The organism is Scytonema millei VB511283, from assembly GCF_000817735.3.
Taxonomy (GTDB): domain Bacteria; phylum Cyanobacteriota; class Cyanobacteriia; order Cyanobacteriales; family Chroococcidiopsidaceae; genus Chroococcidiopsis; species Chroococcidiopsis millei_B.
In genome coordinates this window covers 51,296-68,974 of sequence record NZ_JTJC03000010.1, presented here as the reverse complement: position 1 = coordinate 68,974, position 17,679 = coordinate 51,296, and the positions used below count along the sequence as shown (strand labels likewise).

At 44.0% G+C, this 17,679-nt stretch carries 20 protein-coding genes; 10 read left to right on the top strand and 10 right to left on the bottom strand.

Annotation, left to right across the window (positions count from 1 at the left end):
* Positions 1 to 26: 26 nt before the first annotated feature.
* Entirely contained in the window at positions 27 to 551 is a 525-nt protein-coding gene (locus tag QH73_RS24150) for a hypothetical protein (RefSeq protein ID WP_039713050.1), read from the bottom strand.
* A gap of 294 nt (positions 552 to 845) precedes the next feature.
* Between QH73_RS24150 and QH73_RS24145 the strand changes: the two genes are divergently transcribed.
* From QH73_RS24145 to QH73_RS24135, 3 genes are all read left to right on the top strand, one after another.
* Entirely contained in the window at positions 846 to 1,361 is a 516-nt protein-coding gene (locus tag QH73_RS24145) for a DUF192 domain-containing protein (RefSeq protein ID WP_052289704.1), read from the top strand.
* A 166-nt stretch (positions 1,362 to 1,527) separates the two neighbouring features.
* Positions 1,528 to 2,046, top strand: coding sequence for a DUF192 domain-containing protein (locus tag QH73_RS24140; protein WP_039713052.1), 519 nt, complete (start codon positions 1,528 to 1,530; stop codon positions 2,044 to 2,046).
* A 3-nt stretch (positions 2,047 to 2,049) separates the two neighbouring features.
* Positions 2,050 to 3,228, top strand: a complete 1,179-nt coding sequence (locus QH73_RS24135; RefSeq protein ID WP_039713053.1) for an MFS transporter — start codon at positions 2,050 to 2,052, stop codon at positions 3,226 to 3,228.
* A gap of 104 nt (positions 3,229 to 3,332) precedes the next feature.
* Here QH73_RS24135 and QH73_RS24130 read toward each other — a convergent pair whose 3' ends face one another.
* From QH73_RS24130 to QH73_RS24115, 4 genes are all read right to left on the bottom strand, one after another.
* The gene (locus tag QH73_RS24130) at positions 3,333 to 3,572 is read right to left on the bottom strand and encodes a 2Fe-2S iron-sulfur cluster-binding protein (protein WP_039713054.1); all 240 of its coding nucleotides are present in this window, start codon (positions 3,570 to 3,572) and stop codon (positions 3,333 to 3,335) included.
* A gap of 12 nt (positions 3,573 to 3,584) precedes the next feature.
* On the bottom strand, positions 3,585 to 5,069 hold the full coding sequence (gene cobQ / locus QH73_RS24125) for a cobyric acid synthase CobQ (RefSeq protein ID WP_039713055.1): 1,485 nt from the start codon (positions 5,067 to 5,069) through the stop codon (positions 3,585 to 3,587).
* 121 nt (positions 5,070 to 5,190) lie between these two features.
* On the bottom strand, positions 5,191 to 5,598 hold the full coding sequence (locus QH73_RS24120) for an Npun_F0494 family protein (RefSeq protein ID WP_039713056.1): 408 nt from the start codon (positions 5,596 to 5,598) through the stop codon (positions 5,191 to 5,193).
* 209 nt (positions 5,599 to 5,807) lie between these two features.
* Positions 5,808 to 6,836 (bottom strand): CsgG/HfaB family protein, encoded by a 1,029-nt coding sequence (locus tag QH73_RS24115; RefSeq protein WP_039713057.1) that lies wholly within the window; start codon positions 6,834 to 6,836, stop codon positions 5,808 to 5,810.
* A gap of 377 nt (positions 6,837 to 7,213) precedes the next feature.
* On the opposite strand from QH73_RS24115, the gene QH73_RS24110 reads away from it, so the two are divergent.
* The gene (locus QH73_RS24110; RefSeq protein ID WP_039713058.1) at positions 7,214 to 7,513 is read left to right on the top strand and encodes a hypothetical protein; all 300 of its coding nucleotides are present in this window, start codon (positions 7,214 to 7,216) and stop codon (positions 7,511 to 7,513) included.
* Between the two features lie 75 nt (positions 7,514 to 7,588).
* Here QH73_RS24110 and QH73_RS24105 read toward each other — a convergent pair whose 3' ends face one another.
* From QH73_RS24105 to QH73_RS24085, 5 genes are all read right to left on the bottom strand, one after another.
* Complete coding sequence (locus tag QH73_RS24105) at positions 7,589 to 8,365, bottom strand: ZIP family metal transporter (RefSeq protein ID WP_039713059.1); 777 nt, start codon at positions 8,363 to 8,365, stop codon at positions 7,589 to 7,591.
* A gap of 198 nt (positions 8,366 to 8,563) precedes the next feature.
* Positions 8,564 to 9,220: a DUF1295 domain-containing protein gene (locus QH73_RS24100; protein WP_039714404.1), complete on the bottom strand. Its 657-nt coding sequence runs from the start codon at positions 9,218 to 9,220 to the stop codon at positions 8,564 to 8,566.
* A gap of 189 nt (positions 9,221 to 9,409) precedes the next feature.
* Complete coding sequence (locus QH73_RS24095) at positions 9,410 to 10,828, bottom strand: hypothetical protein (RefSeq protein WP_052289705.1); 1,419 nt, start codon at positions 10,826 to 10,828, stop codon at positions 9,410 to 9,412.
* A 74-nt stretch (positions 10,829 to 10,902) separates the two neighbouring features.
* Positions 10,903 to 11,832 carry a UV DNA damage repair endonuclease UvsE gene (uvsE, locus tag QH73_RS24090; protein ID WP_039713060.1) on the bottom strand — a complete coding sequence of 310 codons (930 nt, stop codon included), beginning with the start codon at positions 11,830 to 11,832 and terminating at the stop codon, positions 10,903 to 10,905.
* Between the two features lie 233 nt (positions 11,833 to 12,065).
* On the bottom strand, positions 12,066 to 12,578 hold the full coding sequence (locus QH73_RS24085; RefSeq protein ID WP_039713061.1) for a YdcF family protein: 513 nt from the start codon (positions 12,576 to 12,578) through the stop codon (positions 12,066 to 12,068).
* Between the two features lie 247 nt (positions 12,579 to 12,825).
* On the opposite strand from QH73_RS24085, the gene QH73_RS24080 reads away from it, so the two are divergent.
* From QH73_RS24080 to QH73_RS24060, 6 genes are all read left to right on the top strand, one after another.
* On the top strand, positions 12,826 to 13,059 hold the full coding sequence (locus QH73_RS24080; protein WP_132867514.1) for a hypothetical protein: 234 nt from the start codon (positions 12,826 to 12,828) through the stop codon (positions 13,057 to 13,059).
* Between the two features lie 172 nt (positions 13,060 to 13,231).
* A complete protein-coding gene (locus QH73_RS24075) occupies positions 13,232 to 14,317 on the top strand; it encodes an amino acid ABC transporter substrate-binding protein (RefSeq protein ID WP_039713062.1) in 1,086 nt (361 codons plus the stop codon).
* 44 nt (positions 14,318 to 14,361) lie between these two features.
* Positions 14,362 to 14,559, top strand: a complete 198-nt coding sequence (locus QH73_RS29245; protein WP_309476527.1) for a hypothetical protein — start codon at positions 14,362 to 14,364, stop codon at positions 14,557 to 14,559.
* A complete protein-coding gene (locus QH73_RS24070; protein WP_309476528.1) occupies positions 14,522 to 15,616 on the top strand; it encodes an amino acid ABC transporter permease in 1,095 nt (364 codons plus the stop codon). The genes QH73_RS29245 and QH73_RS24070 overlap by 38 nt, the downstream gene beginning before the upstream one ends.
* A 4-nt stretch (positions 15,617 to 15,620) precedes the next feature.
* The gene (locus tag QH73_RS24065; RefSeq protein WP_132867513.1) at positions 15,621 to 16,811 is read left to right on the top strand and encodes an amino acid ABC transporter permease; all 1,191 of its coding nucleotides are present in this window, start codon (positions 15,621 to 15,623) and stop codon (positions 16,809 to 16,811) included.
* 76 nt (positions 16,812 to 16,887) lie between these two features.
* Positions 16,888 to 17,640: an amino acid ABC transporter ATP-binding protein gene (locus QH73_RS24060; RefSeq protein ID WP_039713064.1), complete on the top strand. Its 753-nt coding sequence runs from the start codon at positions 16,888 to 16,890 to the stop codon at positions 17,638 to 17,640.
* Positions 17,641 to 17,679: the final 39 nt, after the last annotated feature.

The window sequence follows — 17,679 nt, the reverse complement described above, 5'->3', positions numbered from 1 at the left end:
AGCGATCGCTCCTCATCATATCTAATCTATGGATTACTATCAGGTGTAGGGGTTAAATCTTGTTCCGTTGGATTACTACCAGGCGTAGGCGCTAGATCCTGTTCCGTTGTCTGTGCTGCTGCTGGTTGTGGTTCGCGTACTTCCCAACGACATTGTTTTTGTTCTGGCTGCTGATAGTTAACCGCCATTGTAAACGAGCGAGTCGCGGCGCGGTTCTTGTCGAAATTCACGTCAGCCCGCGTGTAGTTTTTTCCGGCGATCGCCGTCCATTGTAATGTATCGTTGGCATACGCTCCATCGGGAACGAAGCGCATTTTGTATTTTACTTGGTCAGGAGAGTCTCCCGATCGCACGAATAGCAATCCCTGAGCGATGTCTGCCGAGCGTTCCAAGACATCAGCAGATATAAAGCTACAGCGAGCGCCATCATCTCCCTCCACCAGTGCCAAGAAAGAACGGTCGGAGCTAGTTTCCACTTGTTGAGCTGGCGTTTCTCGGTTGGAAAAGACGACTAAGGCGATCGCTAAGATTGGTAAGATAGCTGTTTTCATAACTCCTCATCCCTCAAAGCACTCAGACGCAACTGATTTGTTATATGGTACAGCGAATTTGCTCTCTGGGATTGACAATGTTTAAGCGATCGAGAAAGAAGTTAGCAGCGACAAGTCAAAAGCACGCTTCTGCATTTTCCATACTTTCTATCTCTGTTCATTGATTCTTAATAAATTATCGCCTTTGCTCTTAACTTTATAGAGCTAGAACTATCTACAGCCATCGTAGCTAATAATTGCTAATTACCTAGCATCGATCTACGAGTTTATTGATATGTATAAATTAACAAAATTATGTTCTCTAAAATTTCTCTTTGGCTGGTTGGAATCTCAATATTTATTATCTTTACTACTCTTTATTTAGGCTTTTCTTGGCTATCTTTACAACTTAGTTCGCCACAAAAACCGCAAGTTATACCAATTTTAGCCAGAATTGAAGCTGCCAAGCAGAGAATTTACTTGGAAGTCCCTCAAACCCCAGCACAAGAAGCACAAGGCTTAATGCATCGTACTATAATTCCCAGAAATAGGGGAATTTTGTTTGAATTCAATCCGCCTCAAACAATCGAATTTTCCATGCAGAACATTCTTGTACCAGTCGATACAATTTTTCTGAGAAATAGGGAAATTCAGCACATTGAAATAGCTGTTCCTACCTGTAACCAAGTCAATTGTCCTACGTATAGCTCCAAGGTAAAAGTAGACCAAATGGTGCAGTTACAGGCTCGAAGAACTTTAGAGCTAGGTTTAAAAACTGGCGATCGCCTACCAATTGAGTTTCTCGACTTAGATACTAAAACTTTTCGCTGATTTTAACTTAATAAAACTCAATATTTATTTTTTTGTTTTAAATAAAAGATTTAAGCAAGAGTTAATTTAAACTATTGACAAGAACGATTTTTGGTTAAGAAATTAGTCAGTTCATGGTTAAAAAGTCGGACAGCTTCGGTTAAGAAATCGTTAAAGCGAGGGCTTTATGTTAACTGCAACCCAGAAGAAGCACCGGAAGATTTCAGCTAATAATGCTTTTTGCATAGTTACATTGGTGAGCGGTCTGCTTTTACTAATAATTCAAGCTCAAATTGAAAAACAACCACAATCTCTACCTGTAAGTGCGAAAGCGCAAATTTCTGGACAAGAAATTGACTTGGAAGTTGCTCAAACAGCGCAGCAACAATCTATGGGACTGATGTACCGTGGCGAACTTTCACAGACAAGAGGAATGCTGTATACTATCGATCCGCCTCGCCCAGTTAAGGTCTCAATGCAAAATATGCGCTTCCCCGTGGATGTCGTCTATTTACAAAACGGACAGATCGCAGCCATTCAAGTAGAGGCACAGCCTTGCGATGCAATTGCTTGCCATACGTATAGTTCAAAGGCAACGGTAGACCAAATGATTCAGCTACGAAGTGGCGCGACGGCAGAATTAGGACTAGAAGTAGGCGATCGCGTGCCAATTCAGTTCTTAGATGGTGAAATCCCCAGAACTTAGCCTATGCAGCAAACTAACTCGTCCCCTGTCAAAATCACCTTGCTAGTTGTCAGTACGCTGACTGTCATGGCGGGTGCAACAATTGCACCTTCGCTACCAGCGATGAAGCAGCACTTTAGCACCGTGCCGAATGCAGACTACTGGGTAAGGTTAGTCTTGACAGCTCCAGCCCTATTTATTGCCGTGGCTGCGCCGCTTGTTGGCGTGACAATCGATAAATTGGGACGCAAACCCGTGTTAATCATTGCCTTACTCGTATACGGGTTGGCAGGTAGTTCGGGGCTGTGGTTGAATGCAATCGGCTTTATCCTGTTCGGACGGGCATTATTGGGTTTGAGTGTGGCTGGGGTAATGGTAACGGCGACAGCGTTGATTGCAGATTACTACACGGGTAAGGCGAGAGGGCAGTTTTTGGGTATCCAAGCTGCTTTTATGGCATTAGGAGGGGTCGTTTTCCTAACTTTAGGCGGCTTTCTTGCCGATATTAATTGGCGGATGCCCTTTTTTATCTACTTAATTGCCCTAGTTTTAGTACCGTGCGTCGTATTGTTGCTACCGGAACCGAACCGTACAAAGGTTGCTGGAGCTAACGTTGCAGACGAACCAACCAGCTTGGCGACTGGTTTAGTGGTGTTGACTTATGCGATCGCCCTAATCTCGCAAATCGTATTTTATCTAATTCCCGTCCAACTCCCCTTTCACTTACAGCAATTACTACAGGCAAGCAGTTCTCAAAGCGGATTAGCGATCGCCCTTGCAACTGGGTGTTCTGCGGTTAGCTCGTTATTGTACCAGCGTGTTAAAGCCCGCCTCAGCTTTATTAGCATTTATGGCATTGCTTTTTTAAACATGGCGTTGGGATACGAATTGCTCAGTTTTGGCGCAGGTTATGCGGTGATTCTCTTAGGATTAGCGATCGCGGGTTTAGGTTTGGGTTTACTCATGCCAAATATGAACTTTTGCCTCACTTCAATCGCTCCTGGTGTAGCCCGTGGAAAAGTTTTAGGTGGATTAACGACTAGCTTTTTTTTGGGGCAATTTCTCTCGCCCATTGTCAGCCAGCCTTTGACTAACTTCGTAGGAATAGCTGGAACTTACAGAACTGCTGGAATCGTGATGGGGATAATGGCTATAGCTGCCTTAGTATTTTTGATGCGGGCTAAAATAGCAGCCAAAAGTTAAAAGTCAAAAGTTAAGCGGGTCGATCGGAAATCTCAATGAAAAGCAAAGCTGTTTGGCAAACCCGCCCCTACAATACCTGTTAACTGATAACTGATAACTGATTCTCACCACGCTGGATCGAAATAAAGATCGATCGTCAACTGTTTCTGTCCAGGTGGTACAGCAGTAATACAAGCGCATACTGTATTGTCCCCATCGATCTCGACTTCGCAAGCGTGACAGGAACCCATCATACAGCCGGTGGGGATGACAACCCCCGCTCGGTCTGCTACATCTAACAATGGTTCTCCGACTGTGGCTTCTACAGTGACATCATCGGGTAAAAAATTGACTCGCACAGTCATAATTTCTAACCTTTAAGGCGACAAAACAGAGGATAAGTCTAGATGGGTTTCTACCATACCTGCTAGGGAGTCGAGCATTGCTTCTCGCTGCTCGCGATAATTAGAAATACCTGTCGGTAGAGATTTGAGTCCCCTTTGTTGCCGCAGGCGATTTAACCAAGCCCTCCGCCAAGGTCCATTATCGAAAATTCCGTGCAGATATGTTCCCCAGACTGATTGACTACTATCTACCATGCCAAGACCGGTATCGTCAAACAAGGGTTGATAGTCGTTGGCTTGGGTGGGGGGTAATTCTATTAATCGCGATCGCCCTTGGTGAATTTCATACCCTGTCACGGGCAATCCTGCCTGCGGAAAATTCGATATGACTTGACGCTGGCGAGCAATTTTATGCATCGTGATTGCCGTCTTGATTGGCAGCAAGCCTAAACCTGGATACCTACCAGCTTCGCCCTCTAGCCCTTCTGGGTCGGCTAGCTGTTGCCCCAAAATTTGGAAGCCGCCGCAGATACCTAAAACCGTTCCCCCAGCCGCCGCATAGTTTTGAATTGACTTTGCCATCCCAGTTTTGTGCAGGACGAGTAAATCGGCGATCGTGGTTTTCGTCCCTGGAAGAATAACCGCATCTGGATGTCCTAATTCGTGTTTGGGGCTGAGATATCTCAAACCAATACAGGGTTCAGATTCTAACGGATCGAAGTCGGTAAAGTTAGAAATTCGCGGCAGGCGAATTACGACAATATTGAGTTCGCCTTTAGCCCGAGAGGGCTTGCGTTCAAACAAATCGAGGGAATCTTCAGCGGGAAATGAATGCTCCAGCCAGGGAATGACACCGATGACGGGGATTCCCGTCCGTTCTTCCAGCCATTTAATACCTGGTTCTAAGATCGATCGCTGTCCGCGAAATTTATTAATGATAATGCCGCGCACTAAACTGCGTTCCTCTGGTTCGAGTAATTCTAGCGTGCCTACGACATGGGCAAAAGCACCACCGCGATCGATATCTACGACGAGTAACGTTGGCGCGTTCAAATACTTGGCGATCCGCATATTTGCTAAATCGCGGTGCTTGAGGTTAATTTCTGCCGGACTACCTGCCCCCTCGCACACGATCATGTCAAATTCTGCTGACAGATGGCGCAGAGATTCCTCAATTGCCTGCCATCCTGGTTGAAAAAATTGCTCGTAGTAGTCTGCTGCGTTGACTCTTCCCACAGCCTTACCTTTGAGGATCACCTGAGAACACATATCCCCTTGGGGTTTGAGCAAGATTGGGTTCATCTCTACCATTGGAGCAACGCCAGCCGCCCACGCTTGCACCGCTTGGGCATAACCAATTTCGCCACCATTAACGGTAACGTAAGCATTCAGCGCCATATTTTGTCCTTTAAAGGGCGCTACACGCCAGCCACGTTTGGCTAAAATGCGACAAATTGCAGCTGCGATCGTTGATTTTCCAGCATGGGATGTCGTTCCCACGATCATGATTGATTTCATATGCGGCTATCGGCTTGAGCAGGTAAAGGCAGAAATTTCAGACCGAGATGGGTTTCTGTGTTTATTTTTCCCCTTTTTTGCTGATTCTTAACTTTTACGCTTACAAATTTAAGGCATTCACCTAAAAAGGCAGTCGCAGCCAGCGACTCAGGGTATTGTAAAGGCGATCGCGCCACGTTGGAGTATCCCACTTACCATGCTGAGCGTATCGCTCTACTAGCTGTCTGCCCAGAGGCGTGAGCCGAAAACTATCTGTGATTCCCTGTCCGTCTACCTCGCGTCGCAAAATGCCGACTTGAATCAGCCAAAAGAGTTCGTTGTCTACTGCAAGTTCTGTTAATGGGCGTTGGCTATAGCCTTTTTCCATACCAGAGTTGCCTGCGATCGCCATGACTGGCACGCTTTGAGCTATCATTGCCTGGAATAAGTGTAAGTTAAAACTAGAACAAATCAGCGCCCGACGCGCCCGCTCTAAGGTGCGGTTGGGGTAGAAAAACGGTCTGGCGTTGCTAGTATTCGCATTAGTCATTTTGGTATTTTTACCTTACAGTCACTCTGACTGAAAGCGATTTTTGAAACTTCTAAATATCTTAATTATTACAGGTATTGGTCGTTTGTTAGCGATCGTTTGTCATTTGTCATTGGTTATTTGTCATCGATCGCGAGTCATTGGTCACGAGCCATAGACGATAAAAAAGGTGGGCATTGCCCACCCTACATTTGATCCCTAATTCCTCTCTATTGTCCGGCTTTTGCCATATCTCCTCGTTTAAAACCCGTACCATTTGTAACTTTACCAGTGGCAAAACCTTGACCGACTTCTGTTAATTCAATCGTACCAATCGGAGACGTTAAAGCACGGAGAGTTTTGCCAGTTTCAGGGTCTTTAATTTCTTTAGCTACTCGCTCGACCGAGATTTTCATTCCTGTTTTTAAGCCTGCTTCCTGTCCTTTGTTAATTGTGACTAAATTATTGGTGACATCAGCAACTACAGCATTAACATTCGGTGTAAACGAAGCTGCTGTAGTCACTTTGGAGGCAGAAGCAACGATTTCTCGGGTAATTTCATTGACAGCGAGTTCTGCGGCTGCACTCAATAAAGTTTCAGGATCGGCATTTTTTGACTCGTGATAAATACCACCCACATTTAAAGCTTTACTTTTTTTATCAACTTCTCCTTTACCTTGAGTTGCTGCGAGAATTTCTGCGGTAGTCGTGCTGACGAGTCTAGCATCAATTTGCACGATCGCCCGACTTTTTTGTTTAGCCGAACAAACTCCAAAAACGCAAAAGCCGTTACCAGAATTATTTGCTTCAATATTAAATTGAGTCACCGCACCAATTATGACAGCATCAACTCCCAAAACTCTACCAATTTGAGCAGCGGTTTCTGGATTTATCCGTCCCGAAGCACCTAAGTTTTGTTCCTGTAAAATAGCGTCAATTTTACTCCGTTCGATGACACTATAAGAACCATCTTTCACTAATGCATTTGTAATTAAGTTACTCACTCCTTGGGCTGGGCTAGCACCACCAAAGATATTAGCAAAATTAACACTGCCAGTATCGGCAAAATCAAAGTCTAGTACGGCAACTCGCTGACGTTGCGTTGTTTGTGTTTGGTTAGCTATTTGGTTAGTTTCAGTTTTTTCGGGAATTTGAGCATGAACTTTAGGTGTCAGCAAAGTTAAATTAGTCGTACTCAATAAACCAAAAACACATAACAAATTCAGCGAACGAGTCGCTAATTTCACATGAGTTCGCATATTTTTTTGATTAGCAATAAAACTGTGGCAAAAAGCAAAAATATTCTGGTTAACTGTCGAATCTACTATTTTGCAGATATCTCATAGATGGATAATCGCGATTATATCCAGGAGATCGCTTTTGTTACCGTAGTATATCTACTTAAAGTTTAAGGGCTTAAAATTATGAATAACATGCAAAAACAAGCGAAATTCTATTTTGACTGAAGAGATTTATATAATAATCACGATCGTGCGTAAGCAGATCGATGCAGGCACGTGCTACGTAGTTCGGACGAACTGGTAAAATTTTTGCAAAGCTGACGAAAAGATACTGAAAATCGTTGCTACAGTAAAATTAAATAGTTTGTCAGTAATCTCCGTATAGGAAGCAGGCAATGAGTAAAGATATCCGCGTTGCTGCAACTTCAAAAATTTGGGCTTTTGCCACAGGAATGCTAGCAATTTGCATTCCACTTTCAAGCGTAACTAGGAGTGGTCCTATTTTACCGCTAGCCGCGATCGCCGGAGCTGCTACAGGTACGTACTTTGTCTGGCGCGATGACAATAAATATAAATCGTTAACAAATAGCGATCCAAAACAGCTTGAGCAACGCATCGCCAATTTAGAAACAATTGTGAGCGATCGCGAATTTGAATTAGAGCGGAAAATCAAACAATTAGAATCGAAAGATTAAGTCAAAAGTCAAAAGTTAAAAGTCAAAATTCAAAACCACTTTCTTGACAACTGATAACTGATAACTGTCAACTGACTATCCACCTAATGCAATATCTAAAAACATCATTACCACAAAACCTAACATGACACCAATAGTTCCCTCTGTTTCTAATCCTTTACGGTGCGATTCGGGGATAATATCGTCGCTGATTACGAATAGCATTGCTCCGGCTGCAAATGCCATTGCCCAGGGTAAAACAAACTGAGCTATACTTGCTACGCCAGCACCAACTAAACCGCCCAAAGGCTCTACTAAACCCGTAAGTAGAGAAACTCCTAAAGCATAGCTAGTAGAATATCTTTCTGAGATTAATGAGAGGGCTACTACTAAACCTTCTGGCATATTTTGTAAGCCAATACCTACAGCAACAGGTAGCCCTTGTTCGATATTTCCACTTCCAAAACTGACTCCCACAGCTAATCCTTCAGGAAAGTTATGAATTGTAATTGCGGCGATAAATAACCAAATTTGTTTCATACTTTTACCTCGACAATTTTCTCGCCCTTTGAAAAAATGTTCGTGCGGTAAAGCATGGTGGGCAATTTGTAAAAACAATCCGCCCAACAAAATACCTATAACCATAATTAAAGCAGCGATCGCCCTGGAATAACCAATGTTTTCTGCTGCTTCCGTGCCTGGAACGATGAGAGAAAAAGCTGTAGCTGCTAACATGACTCCCCCACCAAACCCCAACATAATTCCCTGGATTCTCTGGGTCAAATTAATTGGTAGTAAAATTGGTAAAGCTCCAACAAAAGTTGCCAGTCCAGCGAGTAGACTAGCAAGAAATCCAACCAGAACGACGTTCATAAATAGCGATCGCAGTAGTGATAGTAATGGTGAAATAGCAATTTAAATACATGTTGCTTGGGTTTACATGTGTAAAAAGATATTACCTGAATGTCAAGTATATCATACTCGTTATGAGTACGAATTATTAATTTTGGCATGGCTTGAGGGCGCACGATTGTACGCCTTCTCAGAATGGATATGGTATGCTGCCCTGACTCACCAAAGAAAAGGAATCAAGCGGCTGCTAGACTCTTGATACGCTGCATACTCGCCATACTTGTCAGACATAGTTTGTTCTTTCTGAGAAATCCGCTGGAGATAGAGGAGGGTAATAGTTCCTGGTACGAGATAAGCCCATAAAGAACCCGCAACGACGCTAAAACTGAGATAGCGTATCAAATCACCGAAGTAGTTAATATTGCGGGAAAATCTCCAAACTCCATCCTGCACTAAACCTACCCCGTATTGCTTAGCAGTTAGTTTTTGTACGTCAGCAGTGGTATTAATTAGAGTCCCGAAGATGTAAAGTGGTATGGCGATCGCTATTGCAAGTGCAGAAATAGGTGTTGGGTTGGTAAATGCCAAATATCCAGGTAAGGTATAGAATACTCCGACAAATATCAAAGTGAAGCTAAAACCTCCTACTCCTATGGGTTCGTTAAATATCTGTCGTCGGTTAGGAAAGAACCACTGTTCTAGCAGCCACCATAGACAATAGCTAACGTGTAAACAAAGATAGATAACTTGGCGTAAGTCGGATATGCCAAAAACGATTGCACAAATTGTTAGGCAAATAACCGTCAGCACCTTAGCTGCATTAATTGCTGTCAGTTGAGTTATTGCACTCGTTCCAGCATCAGCTGTATTTTGCATCATACTCACAAATTTTTCTTAACATTTCTTAATTGTAGCTGGGAATTCGATTCTTAAGATTTGTTTCGCGCAAAGACGCAGAGACGCTAAGCACCCTTTGCGCCTTTGCGCGGACACTTTGCTCAACGGGGGATACACTCGCACGCAAGTGTCCTTGTCTTTGCGTGACATATTGCTAAAAATTTACTTCTACTGACGGATGATACGGCGCAATTGATTTGCTTCTTCCCAACTTCTTTCAACTCCACCTTGGGCAATATCTTTGACGTAATTAATTTTGACTTCTTCTAGTAAGTCTACAAATAATGACTTGAGTGCTTGCAAGTTATGCTGTTTTTTAACTTCTGTTTCCAGGGCAATACTAAAATTTTGAATTAAGTGACTTGATTTTTCTATAACTACGGGATCTTCAAGTAAATTGGTTAAAGTTGTGTAGGTAGATTGAGAAATATCGTTAGCTAATTTTGATGAAACTTGACGAGGTAGAGTTTCCATACCTGGTAAATGCTGTATTTGCTGGTACATTTGAGTTTTCTTAATGGCATTTTCGATACTGTAGTGGAGTAATGATTCAATATCAGTTTGGACTTTGGGAATGACTTGATAAATTGTCATGCGCAGTAAGCGATTAGCAATTTCTTGCACTTCATTAGTGTTATTAATATTGATATAGGGTTGGTAACGTCCCGTCCTTAATAACCACTCAGCTGCATCACCCCGTTCGATTGAGTCTTGCATTTGATCGATTAACCGCACGCCAACAATTTCTGTCATTTCTTCAGCGAAATTAGTGACAAAATCATATTTAATTTGCTTGCGAACAGGTTCGAGATTTAATAATTGTGCTTGATAAAGCCGTATTGTTACTGGAATTACCCTCAGCCAGCGCCAAAATGGTAAGAGGAGAAATAAATCGTACCAACGCCTTAGCAGTGCCTCTAGCCAATTTAAATCTGGTCTTTGACGGCTGATAAAGAAAGTGCGAATCAGAATTTCTAAGCCAAAAAAAGCGATGAAAGGTATGTCAATGAGCCAAAAGCGATCGATGAATCTACCTCGGGTATTAATGCCACGATAGTAGTTAGTTTCTATGAGCGGTTGAAGATTTGTCGTGAAGAAATCTAATTCTCGCTCCCAGCCTGCGCGATTGAGATAAGCCTGACTCCAAAAAGTATCAAAAGCTTGATGAGCTGAGTTAATATGGACGCGATCGCGGACTTGATTTTTGATCTTTTCTAAATGTCCGGTTTTCTGGGCGATCGCAAAAGGGTTATCTTCGATTAACTCATCGCTAAGTTGCCGCATTTGAGCTAATAAATTTTCGACTTCTGGGGACTGAATACCCGTCTGCTCGATTTGTTGTTTGATTTGTTGAAATTGAGCCAGATATCGGGTTGTTTCTCGATGAGGTTCGATACCTTTAATGGGATCGTAGTGCTGAACAATTTGAGGAACTTTCTCAAAATAAAAGTCTCGCCAGGGAATATATGATAAATCAAACAAGACAAGGAAGAAATTCAGTAAAACCACAAGAGCAATCAATCGTTCTAGCCAGAGAAAGCGCCGTACTGGACGAAATGCTATTTGAGTTTTTTGCAGAGATGACATATTGATTTCAACCAAATTCTGCTCGCATCAAGAATGCAGGTTTCGCAGTTAAGCAGCGATAACAGCAAATATTATCACCAATTGTTGTTGGTCAAAGCCGCGATCGCTTCTTCTTTTGCCTTAGCTTCAATTTCAATCCAGGGCGCTTCTCGGTAGATACTAGGCATAACGGTAATAAATTCGCTATGCTGTCTGTCACCGAAAGCTGCTTCACCGTTAGAAATGTGGACGAGTTGCCAATCTGGATTTTCCCACGTCGATCTAGCAGCATAAAACATCTCGGCTACGGAGGGATGATCGTAGCTTTCTAGTTTCTCGTGACAAATGTGATGGTGAGCGTCAAAGACCATTGGGACTTTTGCCTGCTGACAAACGGCTAAGATTTCCTCAGCACTGTAGGCATATTCGTCATTTTCAAAAGTGAGGCGGCTTTTAATTGCTTCTGGAAGACGATTGACAACTTGCACCAATTGCGCAGTTCTCTGAGCTTTGCCTCCGTGAATATTCATACACGCCCAAGCCGATCGCGGTAAACTGAGCAAGTCCATAATTTGGGCATGTTGTGTCAAAATTTTGATACTGTTTTCCACGACTTGTGGCGAGTCAGAACTTAGTACCACAAATTGATCGGGATGGAGTACCATTCGGATGCCCAGTAGTTGCGATCGCGTTCCCACTGCGGCTAAATCGGCAGCCATTTCTGCTAAGATAGCTTGTCCGATGCCGTCTTCCATGTCACTCAGGGGAAACAAACCCGAAGGCATTCGATAGAGGAAGATTTGGTTTGTTTGACAAAAAGATATTGCCGCATCCAAGCGAGTTAAATTGCTTAGATACAGTTCTCGCAAGACAGTTTCCCGTTCTGCTGCACTCAACTTGAGGTAGCGCGTCCGCGTCATGGTACGATAGCGGACTGCTTTAGAAACGGTGATACAAACTAAACCCAATTTAGAGCGATCGCTGGCGCGAGATAATAATTTTGTACTGCTTGAATCGATAATCATAGATACATAAACAGTGGCTCATCGAACCGCGATCGCCACCACAAACAAACATGGGTAATCAACATAAATTTAATCTGTCAAATCTAAAATCACATCTATCAAGAGGTGAGAGGTAACGGGTAATTGGTAATTGATTGTTAGTTGACGGCTGACAGTTGACGGTTAACAGTTGTTTTTTCTGCCCCAGCTTCCCCAGCTCTCTCAGCTCTCTTCACCGACGCCCGACTTCTGACTTATCTTTTCGTCAATGTCGAACCCGTGCGTCCTGTCAGCACCCAGAGCAAAGCTCTACCTCCGTCGCGGATGGTTTTGTTGTAGGGTTCTGGCGATCGCTTGGAGGGAACGGAAATCGGGGTAAAATCAATCCCACGACTACCTAAGACAATTTGACCGATTGTTTCGGCACGGCGCATATGATAATCAGACGTGATCAGGTAGATCTTCTTGATGCCCCGCTTTTGAAACTCGCCGACTAAAGTAGTAAAGTTTGTGACCGTATCGACTGCCTGGTAGTCTAAATGCAAGCGACTGCGATCGACACCAGCTTGGGTAAATAAATTACGGGCGTATTCTTTCGGACTTCCACCAGAAACCCAAATTGGTAAATCTGGCTTGTTCCGTGCAAATTCAATCGCAAACTTCTCTCGTTGGACTGAACCGCCGAGGACGAGAATTGCTTGATATGGCTCCAACTGGCTTTTCACCTCTTTGTATCCCAGCCACAATAAGGTAGGCAGTAGTAGCATCAGACAACACCAACCCATACGCCCAGATTTTCGCGGCTTGACCCGTCGGTAACGTCGCTTTTTCAGAACTTTAACAGAGCTTCAGCGCAACAACACGAATATCTAGGGTAGCAGGCAATAGTGTAGGGTGGCTGAGGTCAAAAGAAATTTTGGAAAATTATTGGGAAGAAAATTACAATTTATAAAAATTAATGCTTCTGTCAGGCGACTTGAGTTGAACTGGTAATAGCTAAGGGAGTTATGCACAATGAAAGCAGCAAAATTATCGTTGGCGGCTATCTTATCCACAACTGCGATCGCGGGTGGAGTTTTATTTTCTTCTGTCGATCCAGCTCAATCTTATCCTTGCAGTAGATATCGGAACAGCTACACGACGCAAACAATTGATTGGTGGCGTTCTCCTTGGGTAGCAGTTTTGACTATTCCTGGAATTGCTCTAGGAGTAACTCTTTATAGGCGCGGTCGTTCGTATCAGAATTAACGGTGCAATTTTTACGTATTTTAGTAGGGGCGCACATCTGTGCGCCCCACAGGTATGCTGTAGAGTTTAACTAATCAAATTTACAGAGAAACACTCGCTTTTGTGGCAATTGATACCACTTAGTATGAGCGTGCATCGTAAAAAAACAGAGAAGAGTAGGACAAATTTATTTATGTTCAAAAGGAGTGTACTGCTAGTGGGTGTTGCGCTGGTAGCAACTCCTTTAGCTGCTTGCAGCCAATTTTATTCTCAGTCACCACAGCCACAGGGAACCGCCCAAACAGGCAGCCCAGCCGCAGGGGGGGGAGGGGGTACATTAGATGCAGCTAAGTCTCGCGGCAGGCTGGCGTGCGGTGTCAGTGGTACTTTACCAGGATTTAGCTACGTAGACCAAGCAGGTAAGTATTCTGGACTCGACGTGGATATCTGTCGGGCGATCGCAGCGGCTTTATTTGACGATCCGAATGCTGTCGATTTCCGCAATCTGAACGCAAAAGAGAGATTCACTGCCCTGCAAGCGGGAGAAGTCGATATCCTCAGCCGTAATACGACTTGGACGATGAGTCGCGATACTTCGGTAGGGCTGGAGTTTCTTCCCGTGACGTTTTATGACGGTCAGGGCGTAATGGTGAAGAAATCTGCTGGGACAAAAGACTTGAAGGGTTTGCAGGGTAAAGCTGTTTGCATGGAGACGGGAACCACTACCGAGCAAAACTTCGCCGATCAGATGCGTAAAATTGGAGTGAAATACACCCCCCTAGTATTTGAAGATGCTAATGCCGTTTACGCAGCATACGAACAGGGTCGGTGTCAGGCTGTGAGTACCGATCGCTCTGGATTGGTATCCCGTCGAACAACACTGAAAAATCCGCAAGATAATATTATTCTAGATGCGCTTTTATCCAAAGAACCACTCACGCCAGCCGTGAAAAACGGAGACTCTCGCTGGTTTGATGCAGTTAAGTGGACGATCTTTGGTTTAATTGAAGCCGAAGAACTGGGGATTAATTCTCAAAACATCGACCAATTCGCCAAAAGCCAAGACCCAGTTGTCAAAAGATTGCTAGGCACGGAAGGAAATTTAGGTCAAGGTGCGGGTTTACCGAATGATTTTGTTGCCCGTGCGGTGAGGAAAGTCGGCAACTACGGCGAGATTTACAACCGTAATCTTGGACCTGGCACGCCATTCAATTTACCACGCGGTCAGAACGATATCTGGGAGAAAGGTGGCTTACATTATGCTCCACCGTTCAGGTAACAGTTATCAGTTCTCAGTAGAGAGTGACTAGTGACTAGTGGCTAGTGGCTAGACCGGAAATAATCTATCCACTAGCCGCTAACCGCCAGCCACTTACGACTTACGACTTACGACTTACGACTTACCCATTACCGCTACATGAAATTGCAAAAACTATTACGAGACGATCGCTTCTGGCAGATTGCCGGACAGGCGATCGCGGTTTTGTTGGTGGTAATTTTTATTGCCCTGATTTGGGATAATCTTACCTACAATCTGCGGCAATTAGGCATTCAGTTAGGATTTGATTTTTTGGGAGTCCAAGCCTCCTTTGATATTGGCGAAAGTATAATTCCTTACGATCCGTCTAATAGTTATAGTCGGGCAATTTTTGTCGGGTTGCTCAATTCATTGCGCGTGGTAGCAATCGGTCTTGTTTTAGCTACTATTTTTGGATTAATCTTTGGCATTGCCCAACTTTCAGATAACTGGTTGGTACGACGCATCGCTGTTGCTTATGTAGAAATCTTCCGCAACGTACCTCTACTATTGCAACTATTTTTTTGGTACTTTGCCGTTTTTATCAATCTACCAGGAATTGAAAATCCTATTACTCTTCTTGGTTCTACTTACTTGACGGGACAAGGCGTATTTTTCCCGTGGCTGGAAATTGGTTCGGGGGGAGGCATTTGGTTGGTGTTACTGCTGGCGGGAATTGTTGGAGCGATCGCCTTGTGGCGCTGGCGGGGGCGCGTCATGGTAGAACGAGGACAGGTAGGAAACCAAATTTGGTATGCTTTGGGTTCTATTTTAGGGGCGGCGATCGTGGCTTTTATCTTGACCCGCAGTATTCCCTTTTGGTTGAGTATTCCGCAAGTTACGCAGGGACAGATTGAGGGTGGATTGCGTCTGTCGCCAGAGTTTTGCGCCCTACTCGCTGGACTGGTGATTTATACGAGTAGTTATATTGCTGAAATTGTGAGGGCGGGGATTTTAGCCGTACCAAAAGGGCAGTGGGAAGCAGCCCGTGCTTTGGGACTGAAGCCAAATCGGATCATGCAAATGGTGATTTTACCACAAGCATTGCGCGTGATTATACCACCTTTAACGAGTCACTATCTCAACTTAGCCAAAAATTCTAGTTTGGCGATCGCAGTCGGTTTCCCCGATGTCTATTTCGTTGCTTCCACAACATTTAATCAGACGGGACGGGCTGTGGAAGTGATGTTGCTGATTATGATTACCTATCTAACCACAAGCTTAACCATCTCTCTCATCATGAATTTATACAACCGCACCGTGCAAATTAAGGAGAGATAGACCCTTGCAAATCCAATCGTCTGCGCCTCCTAACCCACCCACATCTCCCCTTAACTGGGTACAGAAAAATTTGTTCAGTACTTGGTACAACAGTATCCTGACAATAATTTGTCTAACAGTCATTATTTGGGGACTGAGTAGCTTTATTAGTTGGGCATTAACTACGGCACAGTGGAGAGTCGTAGGTGCAAACTTGCGGCTCTTTTTTGTCGGTCGATTTCCTCCTGAATTGTATTGGCGAGTGTGGACGGCACTGGGGCTGATTATCGGTTTAGCAGGGCTTTGTTGGGGTTATATTGTCAGAAACTCTCCCATATTTAGCCGGACAATTTTATTTGTTTTAGGGGTAATTATTGCAGCTATTGTACTGCTACCTTTAGAACTGAGTGCGCGTTTGTGGATATTAGCGATCGCCATTGTTGCCATAGTTGGCTACGCAGTTGGACGCAAATTACCTACTAGTATTAGCCCTTGGCTCACCCCAGCTTGGGGATTAGTATTTATCGTCAACATTTGGTTAATTGGAGGTGGTTTGGGTTTAACTTCCGTCCCAACCAATGTATGGTCGGGGCTATTACTAACCCTACTCACAGCAATTTGCGGGATCGTACTGTCGTTTCCCTTTGGCGTGTTACTCGCCCTCGGTCGCCAAAGTCCATTACCTATAGTCCGGATCTTATCGATCCTCTACATTGAAGTGATTCGCGGGTTACCACTCATTGGCATTTTATTCTTAGCCCAGGTAATGTTACCGTTATTTCTCCCGCCTAACTTCCGCAATTTAGATCGCGTACTACGGGCGATCGCCGGACTCGTATTATTTAGTGCAGCGTATTTAGCAGAAAATATCCGTGGTGGATTGCAAGCTATTCCTAGAGGACAATACGAAGCTGCTAAAGCTTTGGGTTTAAGTTCGCCTTTAGTTGTGTTATTGATCGTATTACCCCAAGCACTTAAAGCCGTAATTCCCGCGATCGTCGGTCAATTTATTGGTTTATTTAAAGATACATCTCTACTCGCCCTATTTGGTTTACTAGAATTAACTGGAATTTCTCGCTCAATTTTGGCACAACCCCAATTCCTCGGACGTTATGCCGAAGTTTATTTATTCATTGGCTTACTCTACTGGCTCTTTTGCTACGGTATGTCTACAGCCAGTCGTTATTTGGAACGGAAATTAAATGTAAATGGTTGACAGTTAACAGTTGACAGTTAACAGTCAGCCGTCAACCGTCAACCGTCAACCGTCAACTATCAATTAAAAATGACAAATGACAAATGACAATCCACAACCAATGATTATTGCTGAGAACGTCCATAAGTGGTATAGCAGCAACAAATTTTACGTCCTGCGTGGGGTTAGCCTTACCGTGAATCGGGGGGAGGTGGTGGTGGTGATGGGTCCCTCTGGTTCGGGTAAATCTACGTTTATTCGCACGTTTAATGCTTTAGAAGATTATCAACAAGGGCGAATTGAAATTGATGGAATTGCCCTGACTCACGACTTGCGCAACATCGATGCAATTCGTAGAGAAGTGGGAATGGTGTTTCAGCAATTTAACTTGTTTCCTCACCTTACCGTACTACAAAACGTAACTCTGTCACCGATTTGGGTACGGCGTTGGAAAAGACAAAAAGCGGAAGAAGTCGCCATGCAACTGTTGGAAAGGGTAGGAATTTTAGAACAAGCGCAAAAGTACCCAGGACAACTTTCTGGCGGACAACAACAACGGGTAGCGATCGCCCGGGCGTTGGCAATGCAGCCTAAAATTATGTTATTTGACGAACCTACATCAGCGCTTGACCCAGAAATGGTACGAGAAGTGTTAGATGTGATGAGGAGTTTAGCGCGATCGGGGATGACAATGGTAGTCGTGACGCACGAAGTTGGGTTTGCCCGCGAAGTTGCCGATCGCATTGTATTAATGGATAGTGGAATGTTAGTCGAACAAGCCCCTCCCCAAGAATTTTTTCAAAACCCCAAAGAAGAACGGACGCGCAAATTTTTATCGCAAATTTTGTGAATGCGGGAATCGTAGGGGCGGGTTTTTGACGCTACTTGT

What these genes read in the sequence shown, in the direction of transcription:
- QH73_RS24150 (WP_039713050.1), bottom strand. Translation starts at nt 551, where the DNA reads ATGAAAACAGCTATCTTACCAATCTTAGCGATCGCCTTAGTCGTCTTT.
- QH73_RS24145 (WP_052289704.1), top strand. Translation starts at nt 846, where the DNA reads ATGTTCTCTAAAATTTCTCTTTGGCTGGTTGGAATCTCAATATTTATT.
- QH73_RS24140 (WP_039713052.1), top strand. Translation starts at nt 1,528, where the DNA reads ATGTTAACTGCAACCCAGAAGAAGCACCGGAAGATTTCAGCTAATAAT.
- QH73_RS24135 (WP_039713053.1), top strand. Translation starts at nt 2,050, where the DNA reads ATGCAGCAAACTAACTCGTCCCCTGTCAAAATCACCTTGCTAGTTGTC.
- QH73_RS24130 (WP_039713054.1), bottom strand. Translation starts at nt 3,572, where the DNA reads ATGACTGTGCGAGTCAATTTTTTACCCGATGATGTCACTGTAGAAGCC.
- cobQ (WP_039713055.1), bottom strand. Translation starts at nt 5,069, where the DNA reads ATGAAATCAATCATGATCGTGGGAACGACATCCCATGCTGGAAAATCA.
- QH73_RS24120 (WP_039713056.1), bottom strand. Translation starts at nt 5,598, where the DNA reads ATGACTAATGCGAATACTAGCAACGCCAGACCGTTTTTCTACCCCAAC.
- QH73_RS24115 (WP_039713057.1), bottom strand. Translation starts at nt 6,836, where the DNA reads ATGCGAACTCATGTGAAATTAGCGACTCGTTCGCTGAATTTGTTATGT.
- QH73_RS24110 (WP_039713058.1), top strand. Translation starts at nt 7,214, where the DNA reads ATGAGTAAAGATATCCGCGTTGCTGCAACTTCAAAAATTTGGGCTTTT.
- QH73_RS24105 (WP_039713059.1), bottom strand. Translation starts at nt 8,365, where the DNA reads ATGAACGTCGTTCTGGTTGGATTTCTTGCTAGTCTACTCGCTGGACTG.
- QH73_RS24100 (WP_039714404.1), bottom strand. Translation starts at nt 9,220, where the DNA reads ATGCAAAATACAGCTGATGCTGGAACGAGTGCAATAACTCAACTGACA.
- QH73_RS24095 (WP_052289705.1), bottom strand. Translation starts at nt 10,828, where the DNA reads ATGTCATCTCTGCAAAAAACTCAAATAGCATTTCGTCCAGTACGGCGC.
- uvsE (WP_039713060.1), bottom strand. Translation starts at nt 11,832, where the DNA reads ATGATTATCGATTCAAGCAGTACAAAATTATTATCTCGCGCCAGCGAT.
- QH73_RS24085 (WP_039713061.1), bottom strand. Translation starts at nt 12,578, where the DNA reads ATGCTACTACTGCCTACCTTATTGTGGCTGGGATACAAAGAGGTGAAA.
- QH73_RS24080 (WP_132867514.1), top strand. Translation starts at nt 12,826, where the DNA reads ATGAAAGCAGCAAAATTATCGTTGGCGGCTATCTTATCCACAACTGCG.
- QH73_RS24075 (WP_039713062.1), top strand. Translation starts at nt 13,232, where the DNA reads ATGTTCAAAAGGAGTGTACTGCTAGTGGGTGTTGCGCTGGTAGCAACT.
- QH73_RS24060 (WP_039713064.1), top strand. Translation starts at nt 16,888, where the DNA reads ATGACAAATGACAATCCACAACCAATGATTATTGCTGAGAACGTCCAT.